The organism is Flavobacterium bernardetii (assembly GCF_011305415.1).
Taxonomy (GTDB): domain Bacteria; phylum Bacteroidota; class Bacteroidia; order Flavobacteriales; family Flavobacteriaceae; genus Flavobacterium; species Flavobacterium bernardetii.
This window is the reverse complement of record NZ_JAANOQ010000003.1, coordinates 243,300-260,533: the sequence shown is the minus strand read 5'-3', so window position 1 is coordinate 260,533 and position 17,234 is coordinate 243,300. Positions and strand designations below refer to the sequence as shown.

The window sequence follows — 17,234 nt, the reverse complement described above, 5'->3', positions numbered from 1 at the left end:
AAGTTTTCGAAATAAAAAAACCTGCATGAAATTTATCACACAGGTTAACTTTATTTTAAAAAGAGAGATTCTTATTTTTTAGAAGCTTTGGCAATACCAACTTCTAACCATTTTTTGTATTCTTGAATGTCAGTATTAAATGCCATTGGCTCAAAACCTTCTATATCATTTCCATCATTATCAATAATTACATATAACGGTTGTGAATTACTGTTATATCTCGTAATTTGTAAATCTGTCCATTTATTACCAATTGTAACTACTTCTTTTCCAGTAGTTTTAGAAACATATTGTTGTTCTTTTGGCAATTCAATTTTTCTATCGCAGTATAATGAAATTAAAACTACTTTTTCTTTTAAAATTGGCATAATATTTTTATCCGACCAAACATTATCTTCCATTTTACGGCAATTCGCACAAGCATCTCCTGTAAAATCTAATAATACTGGTTTACCAACTTTTTTCGCGTAAGCTAAACCATATTCATAATCTTCAAAAGCAATAATCCCGTGTGGACCTTTGTGTGCATGTTCTGGCAATTCAGCTGTACTAGAACCTCCTCCGTTTCCGAATCCCGAAGCACTTTCCGAATAATTAATTGGAGGTGTTAATCCGCTTAATATTTTTAAAGGTGCACCCCATAATCCTGGAATCATATAAAAAGTGAAAGTTGTAACAATGATTGCCATAATTAAACGACCTACTCCAATTTTATCTGCTTTTTCATAATCGTGTGGCAACATATATTTTCCGAATAAATATAAAGCCCAAGCTGCAAAAACGGCAATCCAAATGGCGATAAATAATTCACGTTCTAACCAATGTTTTTGCAAAACTAAATCGGCATTAGATAAAAATTTGAAAGCAAAAGCTAATTCTAAAAATCCTAAAGAAACTTTAACTGTATTTAACCAACCACCTGATTTTGGCATAGAATTTAACCAACCCGGAAACATGGCAAATAACATAAATGGTAATGCAATGGCTAAAGAAAAACCAAACATTCCAACAATCGGTGCAATCCCACCGTTTCTAGACGATTCAACTAAAAGTGTCCCAACAATTGGACCTGTACAAGAGAAAGAAACAACGGCTAGTGCTAATGCCATAAAAAAGATACCAATTGTTCCGCCTTTATCCGCTTTTGAATCGATTTTTGTTGCCCAAGAACTTGGTAACATAATTTCAAATGCTCCTAAAAATGAAAGAGCAAAAACAACTAATAAAACAAAGAAAATCACATTAAAAGTGACACTTGTAGATAATTCGTTTAATGCTTCTGCACCAAAAGCCCAAGAAATAAAAGAACCTAATAACACATAAATAGCAATAATAGCTAAACCATATATTACAGCATTTCTAATACCAGCTGCTTTAGTTTTACTTTGTTTGGTAAAGAAACTTACCGTCATTGGAATCATAGGGAAAATACACGGCATCAAAAGTGCTGCAAATCCACCTAAAAAGGCTAAAAAGAAAATAGTCCATAAACTTTTTTCTTCTTTGTTTGAAGGTTTTTCAATGTTTAAATCCTTTACTGGTGCAACCTCAGTATCTGTTGTATCAGTTACTGTTGTTGCTACAGAATCTGTTGGTTTAGAAACAGAATCATTAACTGATTCAACTGTTGTAGTTTCTGCAACTTTAAGTTCTGGTAATTTAAATTTTAAATTAGATTCTGTTTGTACACATTTTCCATCTATACAAGCTTGCCCGTCTGCAAGAACATCTATTGTTTTTAATTTTGTATTTAAAATTTTTATACGTTGCGTAAATTTTGCTGAACCTTCAAAATAATATTCATCAATTTCAAAAGTTTCATTAAATGATTTTTTATATTTACCTTCCTTAGTTTTTCCAACTAATTGATAATTTCCTTTTTGATTTTTATAAGTTAAAACCAATGGTAAAGCGCCACCATCTGGTGTAAATTGTGAATATAAATGCCAATGATCTTCAATATCAGCAGTAATAACTAAATCTAATTCTGTATCTGAAACTTTAACAACACTTGCACTCCATTTTACGGGTTCTACAATCTGTGCTGTTCCTAAAAAGGTAATTAGTAGGGCTAATAAACTAAATATTTTTTTCATTATTAAATTCTATTTTTATTTGGGTTTGAGTTGAGTTATTTGCTATAAATCGTTCGTCGGCTCTATGTCCAATTATCCAAACAATTTGATTATTACTTTCTAAAATCCGAGTTTCTTGCTTTTGAAATAGTGTGAATTTTTCGTCTTTAAAATACTTACTAACTTTCTTTTTTCCTTGCATGCCAGATGGATAAAAATAATCCCCTTCTTTCCATTTTCTAATAGTTAACGGAAACTGGATTTTATTTTCATTCACAAATATAACATTCTTCATTTGATTTGAAATGTTACTTAAGTTACATAAGGTCAATTTTAACGGAAAATTAGTTTTTTCTGTTATAGAATTCACAATAATCGCTTTAAAATCAGCTGTTTTCTTAGCTGAAAGAATTAAAAAACCTCTGTCTTTCAGCAAAATATAGTTTTCGGAGAAAATTTGTTTACCCGATTGGGATTCCACCAAATTATACACATCATTCCAGGCCGAAAACCCGAATTTATGTAACCATTGATATAAATAAGCTTTGTAATTTTTATATTGAAGTAACACAGAAATATCAATCTTTAGTTGCTCATTTTCTTCAGACACCACTTTTTCATACACCATTTGAACTGCATCATTCACTAATGATTGGTCTTGATTTATATGTTCTAGCGTATTTTGAAATGATTGTAAAAATGAATCATTAATTTCCTTAAAAACAGGAACAATGTGATGACGAATTTTGTTTCTCAAATATTTATCTGAGGCATTGCTGCTGTCTTCTCGCCATTGCAAGTTATTTTCTGAAACATACTCTTCAATTTCTTTACGAGAAAAAGGCAACATCGGTCGAATAATGTTTCCGTTTTGTGATGGGATTCCAATTAAACCATCCAAACCTGTTCCACGAGAAAGGTTAATCATAAAGGTTTCTACCACATCATCAGCGTGATGCGCCGTGACAATATAATCGAAATTATTTTGCTCTAAAATCTCGTTAAACCAATTATATCGCAGATTTCTAGCAGCAACTTGAGTGGATAATTTATGTTCTTCAGAATACTTTTCAGTATCAAATTTTGTTATAAAACAATTAATAGTGTTAGATTTAGCATACTCTTTTACAAAATTTTCATCGCCATCACTTTCCGATTCACGTAATTGAAAATTGCAATGAGCTAAAGCAAAATTTAGGTTTAATTTTTGAAATAAATGTACCAAAACCATACTATCCATGCCGCCACTTGTGGCAACAAGTAGTTTCTTATCTTGTAGAAAAGAAAAATTTTGCTGGATATGATTTTGAAATTTTTGTTCCATTATTTTAGTTTAAAAGGGATAAGTTATAAGGGATAAGTTATACACCTTTCAACTTAGACTTTTAATTTATTAATTAGCGAATTTAGCATTTTTTCTACTTCTAAAGTTAAATCAAAAATTTCTTTTACATCCATTTCTGAAATAAAATTTAGATTTTTAGAAATTTCAATTTGAGTTTGCATTTCATATAATGAACCTCTAGCTATTTGAAGAAATCTTGAATAATCCTTTGTGTAATTTCTTCCATAACCTTCAGCTATATTTGAAGGAACCGAAACTGAACTTCTTTTAATTTGGGAAACTAAACCAAACTTTTCTTCATCTGGGAATTTCTTTAAAATAGTATATATTAATGTTACTAATGACATGGATTTATTCCAAACTATTAAATCTCTATAACTTTTCATGGCGTCAAATTAATTAATTTTATATTTCTATTGGCGTATAAACTTCTTCCTTATCTATTTCTCTTTTTTCTTATGCCTTACTAGTTATACCTTATGCCTTTTCACTTATGCCTTTTGCCTATTCACTTATGCCTTTTCACCAAAACCTCAAACATTGCTTTGGCTTTCAGTAAGCATTCTTCATATTCCTTTTCAGGAATGGCTTCCGAAGTAATGGCACTTCCGACAGAAAAACTCAGATATTTATTTTCCGAATTATACAGAATACTTCGAATGACCACATTGAAATCGAAATTTCCTGTTGGTGTAAAATAGCCAACGGCTCCGCTGTATAAACCGCGTTTGGTTTCTTCCAATTCTTCAATTATTTGCATGGCAGAAATCTTTGGAGCGCCTGTCATACTTCCCATTGGGAAAGTCGTGCGTAAAATTTCAATTGGTGAAGTCGTGTGTTCTACATTGGAAACAATGGTTGAAATCATTTGGTGGACTTGCTTAAATGTATAAATTTCGCATAATTCTTCCACTTCTACTGAACCTTTTGTTGCAGTATGAGACAAATCGTTTCGAACCAAATCGACAATCATGATATTTTCAGAACGTTCTTTTGGATTATTTTGAAGATCAATTTTGCTTTGTTCGTCTAATTCAATATCCAAATTGCGTTTCGCAGTTCCTTTGATAGGTTGCGAAATCACTTTTTCGTCTTCCTTTTTTAAATAACGTTCTGGTGAAGCCGAAAGTAAATAATGCTGATTTTTCTTGAAATAAACCGCAAATGGTGAAGCTGAGATTTCATTCAATTTCTGATAAATGTCAACTGGTTCTATATTCGCATCTTCAGCAAAAAATTCCATACAAAAATTAGCTTCATAAATGTCGCCACGATGAATGTGAGCTAACATTTTTTCTGTTTTTTTAAGGTAATTTTCTTTGGAAATTCGTTGTTGGATATTTATTGGTAACTTTTGACTTTTGACGTTTGACATTTGACTTTGAGTAATTTCTTCAAAATCAGATTCCACTTCATCATCACACATGTTCAAATATTGAATTTCAACTGTATCTCCTTTTAGTAAGAAGATTTTTTTAGGTTGAAAAAAGTATAAATCAGGAAATTGTAAGCCATCAAAATTTTGAGATTTTAGATGTTCTACGTCGTTTTTTAAATCGTAAGATAAATAACCAAATAACCAATCGTTTGCTTTGGATTGGTATTGATACACATCTTCGAAAGCTTTTTCATAATCTGTTTGAATAGAAGTAAAAGCTTCAACAGCCACAACTAAATCGTAAGATTTATATAACTGATTTTCATTGTTTTCGATATTACTATCTAAAACAACAACTTCTCGGAACTGATTGCTCCAATACAAAAGTTGCTCTTTAAAAAGAGCAACATTGTGGATATATTTTGAAATATTTGTACGCAAGAATTATTTTTTTTCGCCTAAATAAATTAAGTCGTATTCAATGATCATTTCTTCGTTAGCAATGTAAATTTGTTTACTACTTCCTGCATCTTTTGGAGATACGATTGTAATAACTGTTTCTAAACCCACATTATCTACACAAAAATATTTGTTTGAAGTTCCGGTTTCGTTTTCTACTTTATCTTCATATTTAACAATACTATAAAGTTGAATAATTTCTGAATGAACTACAAAACGATGTTTATCTCTATCTAAATTGATTAACAATTCTGTAGGTTGCACTTTTGACCATTTTGTCCAAGTTCCTTTTTCAGTTTTTTGAGAAACAGAAAAATTAACGGTTTTAAATTGATAGGTTTGAGAAAATCCTAATTGTGCACACAAACCAAAAAATAAGATGGCAACTAATTTTTTCATTTTTCTTTATTATTAAAATTGAATTTCATTTATAGCAACTTTTGCCGAATTGAACTCAGCAATAACATTGCCAATTATGGTTTCCACTGGTAAAATATCGTGAATTAATCCTGCAATTTGTCCAATTTCTAATTCGCCTTCTACTAAATCACCTTCAAACATGCCGCGTTTTGCTCTTGCTCTGCCTAATAAAGTTTTCAAATCTTCTGTTGAAGCGCAATTCGCGTAAGCTTCTTGAACATCATTAAAAAACTTATTTTTAATTAAACGAACAGGTGCTAATTCTTTCAAAGTTACCAACGTTTCGCCTTCTTGTGTTTCTAAAATAGTTTTCTTAAAATCGATATGCGCGCTAGATTCTGTTGAAGCTGCAAAACGGCTTCCCATTTGTACACCATCTGCGCCTAAAACCATTGCGGCTAACATTCCTTTTCCTGTAGCGATTCCACCCGCTGCGATTAATGGAATTGTAATATTTTCTTTAACCATTGGGATTAATGTCAATGTAGTAGTTTCTTCACGACCGTTGTGTCCGCCCGCTTCAAAACCCTCAGCAACAACTGCATCTACACCAGCTTCTTGTGCTTTTAATGCGAATTTAGAACTACTCACGACATGAACTACTGTTATTCCATTTTCTTTTAAGAAAGGCGTCCATGTTTTTGGATTTCCTGCTGAAGTGAAGACAATTTTCACGCCTTCCTCTACGATAATTTTCATGATTTCTTCCACATTAGGATATAACATGGGAACGTTAACACCAAAAGGTTTTGTGGTAGCTTTTTTACATTTTTGAATGTGTTCTCTTAATACTTCTGGATACATGGAACCTGCACCAATAAGTCCTAATCCGCCAGCATTACTGACTGCGCTTGCTAATTTATAACCACTATTCCAAATCATTCCTCCTTGAATAATTGGATATTTTATGCTAAATAATTTTTTAATTCTATTCATTTTATTGGTACACGGATTTAACGGATTAAACAGATAAACGCCGATTTTATTTAAATATTATTCTTTCTAAAAAACCTATTAACTTTTTACTTGGCTCTTTTTACTTTTTACTTGACTCTTTTTACTTGGCTCTTTTGTTTTGCGTTAGGGATTGTAGCGGCATCTTTTTTAAAAGCTGCCTGAGGCACTCGAAGGCAATTTTTAAAAAAATATAGCGAAAAGCCCGACCCTTGTGGTAACGCCCAAATTATTTTTTTATTATTTTTCCTTTAAATACTTTATTCGATTCAAAATTATAATAATAAACGCCGTTTGACAAATTTTGGATGTCAATTGCATTATTGTTCTCTGAAATTTCTTTTGTTAGTATATTTTGACCTAAAACATCGTATAAATAAAGGATCCCTTTTTGTTTATTTTCCAATTGAAAAGTGATTTGATTTTCGGCTGGATTTGGATACACTACAAAACTCTTATTTGATGAAACTTCTTCTAAATTTAACGCGTTCGTTAAAGCCAATTGAAAATCTGGAATTCCGTATCCTTTTTGAGTGGTTGGCGCGTTATAATTATCAGCAGATTGCTTTATAAAATTAACAACTTGTTGTGCAGTTAAATTTGGCACTGCAGACCAAAAAGTAGCCACCATTCCGGCCATAACTGGACTTGAAAATGACGTTCCACTTGAAGTTGTTATGGTACCAGTTGTAGAACTAACTGTGGTTTGCAATCCTTTTGCGCAAACATCAGGTTTAATTCTTCCATCAAAAGAAGGTCCGATGGAACTAAAACTAGCATATGCTTCTAAACTATTTACAGCTCCAATTGTTAAAGCACCAATTGCATCAGCTGGAGTTGCAATATGTGGGTCTGAAGTAGCACCAGAATTTCCAGCACTTATTACTACAACAATTCCTTTATTAAATGCCATATTTACACCTCGAGAAGCGAAAGTTTTGTTACCAATCATGTCATCATATTGATGCGAATAGGCTGTATTATCATAAGCGAAATAGCCTAAAGAAGAATTAATTACATCCACTCCATAATAATCTGCTAATTCGGCTGCCTCAACCCAATATGATTCTTCTACTGGATTTTCTGAATTCACATCTTCGGTAATAAATAAATAATATTGTGCACTTGGAGCCGTTCCTACTAATTGTCCGTCAGCAAAACCACCCATTGTAGACAATACATTTGTTCCGTGATTATGTCTGAAGAAATAATTTGTATTTGCATCAGGGAAATTATATCCACCTAAAATTTGATTGTTTGTGATTAAGTTTTGAAACGGTGCTACTGTGTTAACTCCTGTAAAACCTGAATCTAAAACGGCAATAATTTTTCCTTGACCTGTAAAATTTTGTTGATGTAATAAATGGCCATTCAACATTTCAATTTGATTTTGAGAACCACCATAATTGTAGTTTACTTGAACATCATATTGTTTGTTTACTGGCTTAATCGCTTTTGGAGTTTGAGAAAATTTTCCACCCGGATTTAAAGAATGATTGGCAAATTTTACATTATTCACAAAACTTAAAGCCGTTAATGCTTGAATATCAGTTTGTGTACCACGAATATGTAAGGCATTTAACCATTTTGATTTGGCCATAACCGTAACTCCGGTAGCGGCTGAAATTTGAGCAATGTACGTTTGTTCTACAGGAACATCTGTAATATCTAGTGAAATATTTTGAGCTGTTCTTCTGTCCAAAGAACGTTGCGTTAGCATTGTCAGTGGGTTTGAAAGAAAAGTTGCAGAACTTGGCTTATCATTAAAATATACCCAAGCATCTTCAATTTGTGCGTATCCAAAATTGGCTACTACTATGATCAGTAAAAAGTATAGTTTTTTCATATCAACAAAGTTTTACCAAATATAATAAATTTCTAATTAAGAAATCACACCACTTCCCTGCAATTCATCATCCATATACCAAGCTACAAATTGTCCTTCAGTAATGGCAGATTGCGGATTATCGAATTGCACATACATACCGCTTTCAAATTGATGTAAAATAGCTTTTTGCAAAGGTTGACGGTATCTAATTCGCGCCATTACTTCAGTTGTCTCACCAACAGCTAATTTTAAATCTTGACGAATCCAATGTACTTCATCAACTTTCACAAATAAAGTATTTTTGAATAATCCAGGATGGTTTGCTCCTTCTCCAACGTAAATAATATTATTTATGACATCGGTTTGAATGACAAACAAACCTTCTTTTGTCCCACCAACATTAAGTCCACGACGTTGTCCGTTTGTGAAATAATGCGCACCTTGATGCTTACCTTTAACAATTCCGTTTGCGTCAGAATACTCTTTATTTTGAGATTCGAAAGCCAATTCAGCTTCTAAATTTTCGAAACGAGGTTTTGGGTTAAGATATATTTGAGTATTTGCTGGAATTTCAATAATTAAACCTTCTTTTGGTTGTAATTTTTGTTGTAGAAACTCTGGCAAACGCACTTTTCCGATGAAACATAAACCTTGAGAATCTTTTTTCTCAGCAGTTACTAATTCCATTTGAGTGGCAATTTCTCTTACTTCTGGTTTGGTTAATTCACCAATTGGAAACAACGCTTTTGCTAATTGATCTTGCGATAATTGGCATAAAAAATACGATTGATCTTTGTTATCGTCTTTTCCAGCTAATAATTGGTGTACTTCTTTTCCGTCAACTTCAATTGTGTTTTTACGACAATAATGTCCGGTCGCAACATAATCAGCACCAAGTGAAACCGCAATTTTCATGAAAACATCGAACTTAATTTCTCTATTGCATAATACATCAGGATTTGGCGTTCTTCCGTTTTCGTATTCTTTAAACATATAATCGACGATTTTTTCCTGATATTGCTCAGATAAATCAACCGTTTGAAAAGGAATACCTAATTTTTCTGCTACTAATAACGCGTCATTACTATCTTCTAACCACGGACATTCGTTTGAAATAGTAACCGAATCATCGTGCCAATTTTTCATAAAAAGCCCAATCACTTCATAACCTTGTTCTTTTAAAAGATAGGCTGCAACGCTTGAATCTACACCTCCGGAAAGTCCTACTACTACTCGCTTCATTATTTTTTCTCCTCTACTTTTTTCTCTTCTACAGTTTGTTCAACTGGTTTGTTTTTTGCAGCTTTTTTAGCTAATTTTTCTTCGAATTTGATTAATTCTTTTGAGAATTTTTCTGCTTTAACTTGTTTTACAACTTTGTCATTTTCGTAAAATTTCCATGTACCAATTTTCGAATTATTTTTATATTCGCCTTCGTACATTTTTTTCCCACTAACATTAAAGTAAATGGCTTTTCCTTCAAAAACATCATTTACAAAAGTATGCTGATGAATTTGTTTTCCGTTTTCACCGAAAGTCTTACCTATTCCGTTTTTCTTTCCATCTACATAATTAACTTCTTCAGCCAATTCATTTTCCTTGTAAAACACTTTTTTTGGACCATTTAACTTTCCATTTTTGTAATTCTCAAGGGTCATAATGTCTTTTGATTCTTTATGATAATATTTCCATTGTCCTTCGAAAAGTTTGTTTTTTACTAAACCTTCGCTGACTTTATTATTTTTTTGGTCGAAAAAAATCGTGTAACACGAACCGTCACCTTTTGAAAAATCACGTGTTGCAATTACAGTTCCTGCTTTTGTATCATCGAAATAATTAAAAGTTCCTGTTTCTTTTCCGTGGTCGAAAGTTCCTTCATAACGCGGACGTTTACTTTCGTCGTGATATCCTTTCCAAAGTCCATGACGTAAACCTTTATCATCAAATTGATTTAATTTATCTTGTGCTGAAATAAAATTTGAAATCGCTAAAAAGGCAATAAATACTATCTTTTTCATATGTTTTTTGTTGTTTTTCTTCTCTTTTTCTAACGTTAAAATCTTAAAAAAATTGCTTGGTAAAAGTATATAATAATATTTATTTATCAATTACTTTGCCAAGTTCTTTTGCTCTTGCATTCGCTTGGATAATTCCTTCGTTTATTTTCGAATTTAAATCGTGTGAATAAAACACATTTAAAGCAGCTTCAGTTGTTCCGCCTTTAGATGCTACTTTCTCAATCCACTCTAAATTTGATAAATTACTTCTGTTTTGCAATTGTGTAGACCCTAAAAAAGTCTGTTGCACCAAAAACTCTGCTTCCGATTTGGTAAAACCTAAATTTACGGCTGAATCCACCATCGCATTCATAAAATAATATACATAAGCCGGACCGCTTCCAGAAATGGCAGTTGCTGCATTTATCATTTCTTCATTTTCAATAAACAACGATTTTCCTGTGGTATTAATTAGATTCTGAATGATGAATAAATCCTTTCTATCTACTTCTTGAGAAGCTGTAAAAACCGTCATTCCTTGTCCGATTTGAGTCGGAATATTAGGCATAGAACGAATGACTTTTTTGACTTGTAATTTTTCTGAAATATTTTCAATTGAAATTCCTGCCATTACTGATAAAATCAAATGGTTTTCTGTAATGAAATCTTTAATTTGAAAACATAAATTTTCAAAATCTTGGGGTTTTACGGCAATAATTACGATATCAACCGACAAAAATGACGCGCTGATTTCTGTAAAAAAATTCTCGTTGGGAATATTGTATTTGTTTGAAATTTTAGACAAATCTCGTGTCAATACAAAAATATCTTCCGATTTAATAAAACCTGAACTGACAAAACTACTTGCGTACGTTTGTCCCATATTTCCAAAACCAATTATTGCTATTTTCATATATGTAAAATATATTTTTTAGTGGTCATATCCCGAATTATCGGGACAAGTTATGTTATCACCTTTTTATTTATTGGTGTTTGCTTACGCAAACTTTTTGTTAATGGTGATTTCATATTTTATTTAAATAAAAAAGCCTGTTCACAAAATGAACAGGCTTTTAAAGAATTTATTTTTTCTTTTGATTTAGAGCTTTTTGAGCTTCTTGCTGTTCCATTATTTCACGCATTTTCTTTTGAAATTTCGATTCCGTTTTCGGTTTCGTTTTATTCACTTGAATTTGTGCGTGGATTTTTTTCTCGTCAACTACGTAGTTTTTAATTACTAACATGATTCCGATAGTAATTAAGTTAGAAATAAAGTTATATAAACTCAATCCAGAACCGTAATTATTGAAGAAAATCAACATCATAATTGGAGAAACATAAATCATAATTTTCATGATTTTTCCCATATCTGGCATTCCTTCTTGTTGTGGTGTTTGCATGGCTTGATCTCCAGTTGTCATTTTCATGTAGAAGAAAATCGCTATAGCCGCTAAAATCGGGAATAAACTTACGTGATCACCATAAAATGGAATATTAAATGGTAATTTATAAATTGAATCGTATGAAGATAAATCATCTGCCCAAAGGAAGCTTTTTTGTCTTAAATCGAATGCAGAAGGGAAAAACTGAAACGAAGCGTACATGAATGGTAATTGAATTAATGCTGGAATACAACCCGCCATTGGGTTTACTCCGGCTTTAGAATACAAGGCCATTGTTTCTTGTTGCTTTTTCATTGGGTTGTCTTTGAATTTTTCACCCAATTCTGCAATTTCTGGTTTCAATACTTTCATTTTTGCTTGAGACAAGAATGATTTATAAGTAATTGGCGACATGGCAATTTTAATGATTATCGTAAAAATAATAATTGCAATTCCGTAAGACATAAACCCTGATAACAATCCGAATAAAGGAATGAAAACAAACATATTTATCCAACCGAAAATTCCCCAACCTAATGATACAATTTCGTCTAAGTTTTTATCGTATGCACTTAATGTTTTATAATCCGTTGGACCATAATACATATTCATATCGTAATTTAAAGCCCCATTTTTAAACTCTAATGGCATTTTAGCTGTGAAGTTCTTAGTAAAAACAGTATCTATTTTTTCATCGTCAACTAAATTATCAGATTTTAATTCAGCTGTTTTAAAAGGCGTATTTGTTAATAAAACCGAAGTATAAAAATGTTGTTTGAAAGCCACATAAGAAACTTCTTCAATAGTGTCATCATCATCAGTTGTATTACTTAAATAAGAATCTTTTCCATTTTCAAATTCATAAGCAATTTCCGTATATCTGTTTTCGTATGATACACTTTTTTCGTTACGATAAGATTTTAAATTCCATTCTAAACTTGGAGATTTAGACGTATTTAATACATTTTCTAAACCTTGAGTACGAATAGAAAATTCTAACATATGGTCATTATTTTTCATCACATAACGGTACTCTAAAAACTGATTTTCACCTGTTCTTAATTGCATCGTAAGTACTTGATTTTTTCCTTCTTTAGTGAACTTTGGTTCGAAGTATAAATCCTTAGTATTGATAACTTTACCATCTTTCGTAGTTAAAGTTAAGTTGAAATTCGCGTTATTATCTTTAATAATTTGAACCGCTTTTCCTGAACCTTTTTTAAATTGTTCTTGATTTAAAATGGTTGCTTCAGAAATGTAACCACCTTTGTTCGCAATTTTTAAACTTAATAAGTTGTTTGCTAATAAAGTTGTTGCATTTTTGGCAGAAGGTAACGTTTCGGCATAAGCAAATGCACCTAATTTAGCTAAAGCTTCTGGTGAAACTTTTGCTGTAGAATCAGTACTTTGAATAGTTGGAGATGCAGAAGTTACACTTTTTGGTGTTTTTGCTTCTTTTTCCGCTTGTTCTTTTTTTGCTTTTTCGGCTAATTCTTCTTTTGAAGGTTGATTTGAATACATCATCCACATTAAAATTCCGAAGATTAATGTGAAACCAATTAACGACTTAATGTCGAACTTTTTTTCTTCCATGTTATAAATGTGCAACTCGGTTGGAGTTGAGTTAGTTATTATATGTCTGCTTTTATTATAATTCGTTACGTTTTATTTGTTTTTAACAGCAGCAGCAACCAATCCCAAGAATAATGGATGTGGATTTAACACTGTACTTTTGTATTCTGGATGGTATTGCACTCCGATAAAGAAAGGATGATTTGGTAATTCTACAATTTCTACCAATCCTGTATCTGGATTTAAACCTGAAGCTACTAAACCAGCGGCTTCCATTTCTGATAAATAATCTCCATTGAACTCAAAACGGTGACGGTGACGTTCTAAAATATCCGTTTTTCCGTAAATTTTGTGTGCTAAAGTATTTTCTTTGATGGCACATTTCCAAGCACCTAAACGCATGGTTCCACCTTTTTCAGTAACTGTTTTTTGCTCTTCCATTAAACTGATAATTGGATAGCTTGTATTCGCGTTCATTTCAGTTGAATTGGCGTCTTTTTTTCCTAAAATATTTCTAGCAAATTCGATAGAAGCCATTTGCATTCCTAAACAAATTCCTAAAAATGGAATATTGTTTTCACGCACATATTTTATCGCTTCAATTTTACCTTCAATTCCTCTTTCACCAAAACCTGGAGCAACTAAAATTGCATCTAAACCTTTTAATTTATCAGCTACATTCGATTTATCTAAAAATTCTGAATGAATACTTACTACATTTACTTTCGTTTGTTGTGTCGCACCAGCATGAATAAAAGCTTCTAAAATTGATTTGTAAGAATCTTGTAATTCCACATATTTTCCAACCAATCCGATATTTACTTCGTGTTTTGGATGTTCTAATTTATATAAAAACTCGTTCCATTGTTTTAAATCTGGAGTCGCTTTTTCTGGTAAATTTAATTTCTTTAAGGCTACTTTATCTAAACCTTCTTCTTGCATTAAGTTAGGCACTTTGTAAATCGTTGAAGCATCAATAGATTGAATTACTGCTTCTTTTTTCACATTACAAAACAAGGCTAATTTCTGACGTAAATCTTGAGACAATTCGTGTTCTGTTCTACAAACTAAAATATCAGCTTTGATTCCGCTTTCCATTAAAGTTTTAACAGAATGTTGTGTTGGTTTTGTTTTTAATTCTCCCGCAGCAGCCAAATAAGGCACTAACGTTAAATGAATTACAATTCCGTTATTATCACCTAATTCCCAAACCAATTGACGAACTGATTCGATATAGGGTAAAGATTCAATATCTCCAACTGTTCCACCAATTTCAGTAATTACAATATCATAATCGCCAGAATTTCCTAGCAATTGCATGCGTTCTTTAATTTCGTTGGTAATATGAGGTACGACTTGAACCGTTTTACCTAAAAATTCACCACGACGTTCTTTTTCGATAACAGATAAATAAATTCTACCTGTCGTTACGTTATTTGCTTGAGACGTTGGAACATTTAAAAAACGTTCGTAATGTCCTAAATCTAAATCTGTTTCTGCTCCATCATCTGTTACATAACATTCACCGTGTTCGTAAGGATTTAAAGTTCCTGGATCTACGTTTATATACGGATCAAATTTTTGAATAGTTGTTCTGTAACCTCTTGCTTGTAATAATTTTGCTAAAGATGCTGCAATGATACCTTTTCCTAATGAAGAAGTCACACCACCTGTAACGAAAATGTATTTTGTTTGATTCATGTTGTTGTTTGTTGTGTTGTTGTATGTTGTACGAATTCGTACTGATATTGTGTTAAAAACCGTGCAAAGATACTATTAATTAGTAAATGTGCCAATTCTAATTAGCCAATTTTCAATTAATTCAATGTGTAGTTAAAAATGAAAGAATTTCTTTGTAATTAAAAATACTTGGACCAATTCACAAATCGTTTGATCCAAATTAATTTATTAGCAGAATAAGCGGAATATCTTAAAGGAATTTCAAAAAAAGTAGGTTTTTCTAGGATACTTTTGAAGTGAGAAAACGTTTTAAATCCTTCGTATCCGTGATAAGCGCCAATTCCACTAGAACCTACACCACCAAATCCGAAATTTCCGTTTACTAAATGCATAATCACTTCATTTACACAACCACCACCAAAAGAAAACTCATTTAAAAATTGGTCTTTATATTTGGAATTCTCTGTAAATAAATAAGCCGCTAATGGTTTTTCTTTGGTTTTTATTTGTTGAATAGCATCGTTGAAATTTTCGTAAAATAAAATAGGTAAAACAGTTCCGAAAATTTCCTCTTGCATAATTGGACTTTCCCAAGTTGGATTTAAAACTAAAGTAGGTTCAAAGTCTCTATTTTCGATATGATAATTTCCTCCAAATATTACTTCTTGATTTTCGAGTAAATTTACTAATCGTTGTGTATGTTTTACAGAAACTATTTTTGTGAAATTCTGATTTTCAATAGAATACTTTCGTAATTTAATTTTTTCTTCAATTCCCTTTAAAAAATCCTTTTTTAGAGATTGATGCACTAGTACGTAATCTGGTGCGACACAAGTTTGACCTGCATTTAAAAATTTTCCCCAAACTAAACGTTGAATGCTTCTTTTCAAATGACAATCTTCTGTTAAAATTGCTGGTGATTTTCCGCCTAATTCTAAGGTGACGGGAATTAAATTTTCTGCGGCAGCTTTATAAACAATTTTCCCAACTTGTGTAGAACCTGTGAAAAATATTTTGTCAAATTTAGAATGAATTAACTTTGTGGTTTCTTCAACTCCACCTTCAATAACAGCTAAATGATTTGCATCAAAATTTTCAGAAATTATTTTTTTTAAGGCATTACTTGAATGAATCGCTACTTCGCTGGGTTTAATAATAACTGTATTTCCAGCAGCTAAACTTGCAATAGCTGGAGCTAAAGCCAATTGATACGGATAATTCCAGGCGCTAATTATTAAAGTTACACCTAATGGTTCTGGTAGAATATAATTTTTAGAAGGGAAATTTATTAAACTTGAGGAGACACTTTTTTTAGAAGACCATTTTTTAAACTTTATAACGGCTTCATCTATTTCTATATATAAAAAACCGAATTCAGTTAAATACGTTTCAAATTCTAATTTATTAAAATCTAAATAAATAGCTTCAGACAGCAACTTTTCATTTTGTTACAAAACCTGTTTCAACTTTTTTAAAATAGCTATTCTAAAAGAAATTGATTTAGTTTCATTCGTTTTAAAAAACTCCTTTTGGCTATTTAAGATTTCTTCTATCATTGCGGTTTTGGATATTTTTTTTGAATGTTATGAATTAATTCTTCTAATCCATTTAGTTTTAATTCGTACACCAATTTAAGTTGTTCACCTAAAGTTCCAGCAGGAAAACCTTTGTTTTTATACCAAACAATATAATGTTCAGGTAGATTTATAAGATAACGCCCTTTGAATTTTCCAAAGGGCATTATAGTATGTGCTAATTTAATAAGTTGTTCTTGTTGAGAAAGCATTATTCTTGAGGAACTCCGATTTCTTGAATATCGTCATTATTTCCAACTCCTTTTGGATTTAAACCATATTGGTTTTTTCCTGGAAAACCATCTGCAAACAACATCCACAAACTATAAAACGGAATGATTTGATACCAACCCGAATTATCTCTGTCGTGACATCTTTTTGCACCTTGGGCTAATAAAAACCAAATTAGCGGTAACAACAATAGCAACAAATATGACATATCTGGATTTGCTTCAATTGCAAAAATAATTGGCAAATAGACAATTAAATAAATTAAATAAGAGATCCCAAATTCTAATCTACGAATTCTACCATTAAAAGAGAAAGCATTTTTAAACATAATTTTTAGTT

General features: G+C 31.6%; 15 protein-coding genes. All 15 read right to left on the bottom strand.

The genetic code is table 11. The features are described 5' to 3' along the window. Positions 1-71: 71 nt before the first annotated feature. The 15 genes from G6N05_RS08190 to G6N05_RS08120 all read right to left on the bottom strand — a co-directional run bounded on the left by G6N05_RS08190 (position 72) and on the right by G6N05_RS08120 (position 17,223). Positions 72-2,096, bottom strand: coding sequence for a protein-disulfide reductase DsbD family protein (locus G6N05_RS08190; protein ID WP_166126540.1), 2,025 nt, complete (start codon positions 2,094-2,096; stop codon positions 72-74). Continuing rightward, positions 2,080-3,399, bottom strand: coding sequence for a tRNA lysidine(34) synthetase TilS (gene tilS, locus G6N05_RS08185; protein ID WP_166126537.1), 1,320 nt, complete (start codon positions 3,397-3,399; stop codon positions 2,080-2,082). Before tilS ends, G6N05_RS08190 begins: the two co-directional genes overlap by 17 nt. Positions 3,400-3,452: 53 nt before the next feature. Continuing rightward, on the bottom strand, positions 3,453-3,806 hold the full coding sequence (locus G6N05_RS08180; RefSeq protein ID WP_166126532.1) for a four helix bundle protein: 354 nt from the start codon (positions 3,804-3,806) through the stop codon (positions 3,453-3,455). 122 nt (positions 3,807-3,928) lie between these two features. Continuing rightward, a complete protein-coding gene (locus G6N05_RS08175; RefSeq protein ID WP_166126527.1) occupies positions 3,929-5,239 on the bottom strand; it encodes a chorismate-binding protein in 1,311 nt (436 codons plus the stop codon). A 3-nt stretch (positions 5,240-5,242) separates the two neighbouring features. After that, complete coding sequence (locus tag G6N05_RS08170; RefSeq protein WP_166126524.1) at positions 5,243-5,656, bottom strand: hypothetical protein; 414 nt, start codon at positions 5,654-5,656, stop codon at positions 5,243-5,245. A 12-nt stretch (positions 5,657-5,668) separates the two neighbouring features. After that, entirely contained in the window at positions 5,669-6,613 is a 945-nt protein-coding gene (locus tag G6N05_RS08165; RefSeq protein WP_166126521.1) for an NAD(P)H-dependent flavin oxidoreductase, read from the bottom strand. Positions 6,614-6,860: 247 nt separating this feature from the next. Next, positions 6,861-8,477: a S8/S53 family peptidase gene (locus tag G6N05_RS08160; RefSeq protein ID WP_166126516.1), complete on the bottom strand. Its 1,617-nt coding sequence runs from the start codon at positions 8,475-8,477 to the stop codon at positions 6,861-6,863. A 36-nt stretch (positions 8,478-8,513) separates the two neighbouring features. After that, a complete protein-coding gene (gene mnmA, locus G6N05_RS08155) occupies positions 8,514-9,701 on the bottom strand; it encodes a tRNA 2-thiouridine(34) synthase MnmA (RefSeq protein WP_166126511.1) in 1,188 nt (395 codons plus the stop codon). Continuing rightward, positions 9,701-10,477 (bottom strand): toxin-antitoxin system YwqK family antitoxin, encoded by a 777-nt coding sequence (locus tag G6N05_RS08150; protein ID WP_166126508.1) that lies wholly within the window; start codon positions 10,475-10,477, stop codon positions 9,701-9,703. Before G6N05_RS08150 ends, mnmA begins: the two co-directional genes overlap by 1 nt. Positions 10,478-10,556: 79 nt before the next feature. After that, on the bottom strand, positions 10,557-11,369 hold the full coding sequence (proC, locus tag G6N05_RS08145; RefSeq protein ID WP_166126503.1) for a pyrroline-5-carboxylate reductase: 813 nt from the start codon (positions 11,367-11,369) through the stop codon (positions 10,557-10,559). 169 nt (positions 11,370-11,538) lie between these two features. Then, positions 11,539-13,431 (bottom strand): membrane protein insertase YidC, encoded by a 1,893-nt coding sequence (gene yidC, locus G6N05_RS08140; protein ID WP_166126500.1) that lies wholly within the window; start codon positions 13,429-13,431, stop codon positions 11,539-11,541. Positions 13,432-13,503: 72 nt separating this feature from the next. Continuing rightward, a complete protein-coding gene (locus tag G6N05_RS08135) occupies positions 13,504-15,111 on the bottom strand; it encodes a CTP synthase (protein ID WP_166126497.1) in 1,608 nt (535 codons plus the stop codon). A 158-nt stretch (positions 15,112-15,269) separates the two neighbouring features. After that, positions 15,270-16,526: an aldehyde dehydrogenase family protein gene (locus tag G6N05_RS08130; RefSeq protein ID WP_317167479.1), complete on the bottom strand. Its 1,257-nt coding sequence runs from the start codon at positions 16,524-16,526 to the stop codon at positions 15,270-15,272. 116 nt (positions 16,527-16,642) lie between these two features. Further along, positions 16,643-16,876: a DUF3820 family protein gene (locus tag G6N05_RS08125; RefSeq protein WP_166126492.1), complete on the bottom strand. Its 234-nt coding sequence runs from the start codon at positions 16,874-16,876 to the stop codon at positions 16,643-16,645. After that, positions 16,876-17,223 (bottom strand): DUF805 domain-containing protein, encoded by a 348-nt coding sequence (locus G6N05_RS08120; protein ID WP_166126490.1) that lies wholly within the window; start codon positions 17,221-17,223, stop codon positions 16,876-16,878. The genes G6N05_RS08125 and G6N05_RS08120 overlap by 1 nt, the downstream gene beginning before the upstream one ends. Between the last annotated feature and the right edge of the window lie 11 nt (positions 17,224-17,234).

What these genes read in the sequence shown, in the direction of transcription:
- mnmA (WP_166126511.1), bottom strand. Translation starts at nt 9,701, where the DNA reads ATGAAGCGAGTAGTAGTAGGACTTTCCGGAGGTGTAGATTCAAGCGTT.
- G6N05_RS08150 (WP_166126508.1), bottom strand. Translation starts at nt 10,477, where the DNA reads ATGAAAAAGATAGTATTTATTGCCTTTTTAGCGATTTCAAATTTTATT.
- tilS (WP_166126537.1), bottom strand. Translation starts at nt 3,399, where the DNA reads ATGGAACAAAAATTTCAAAATCATATCCAGCAAAATTTTTCTTTTCTA.
- G6N05_RS08190 (WP_166126540.1), bottom strand. Translation starts at nt 2,096, where the DNA reads ATGAAAAAAATATTTAGTTTATTAGCCCTACTAATTACCTTTTTAGGA.
- G6N05_RS08120 (WP_166126490.1), bottom strand. Translation starts at nt 17,223, where the DNA reads ATGTTTAAAAATGCTTTCTCTTTTAATGGTAGAATTCGTAGATTAGAA.
- G6N05_RS08135 (WP_166126497.1), bottom strand. Translation starts at nt 15,111, where the DNA reads ATGAATCAAACAAAATACATTTTCGTTACAGGTGGTGTGACTTCTTCA.
- G6N05_RS08165 (WP_166126521.1), bottom strand. Translation starts at nt 6,613, where the DNA reads ATGAATAGAATTAAAAAATTATTTAGCATAAAATATCCAATTATTCAA.
- G6N05_RS08180 (WP_166126532.1), bottom strand. Translation starts at nt 3,806, where the DNA reads ATGAAAAGTTATAGAGATTTAATAGTTTGGAATAAATCCATGTCATTA.
- yidC (WP_166126500.1), bottom strand. Translation starts at nt 13,431, where the DNA reads ATGGAAGAAAAAAAGTTCGACATTAAGTCGTTAATTGGTTTCACATTA.
- G6N05_RS08160 (WP_166126516.1), bottom strand. Translation starts at nt 8,477, where the DNA reads ATGAAAAAACTATACTTTTTACTGATCATAGTAGTAGCCAATTTTGGA.
- G6N05_RS08170 (WP_166126524.1), bottom strand. Translation starts at nt 5,656, where the DNA reads ATGAAAAAATTAGTTGCCATCTTATTTTTTGGTTTGTGTGCACAATTA.
- G6N05_RS08125 (WP_166126492.1), bottom strand. Translation starts at nt 16,876, where the DNA reads ATGCTTTCTCAACAAGAACAACTTATTAAATTAGCACATACTATAATG.
- proC (WP_166126503.1), bottom strand. Translation starts at nt 11,369, where the DNA reads ATGAAAATAGCAATAATTGGTTTTGGAAATATGGGACAAACGTACGCA.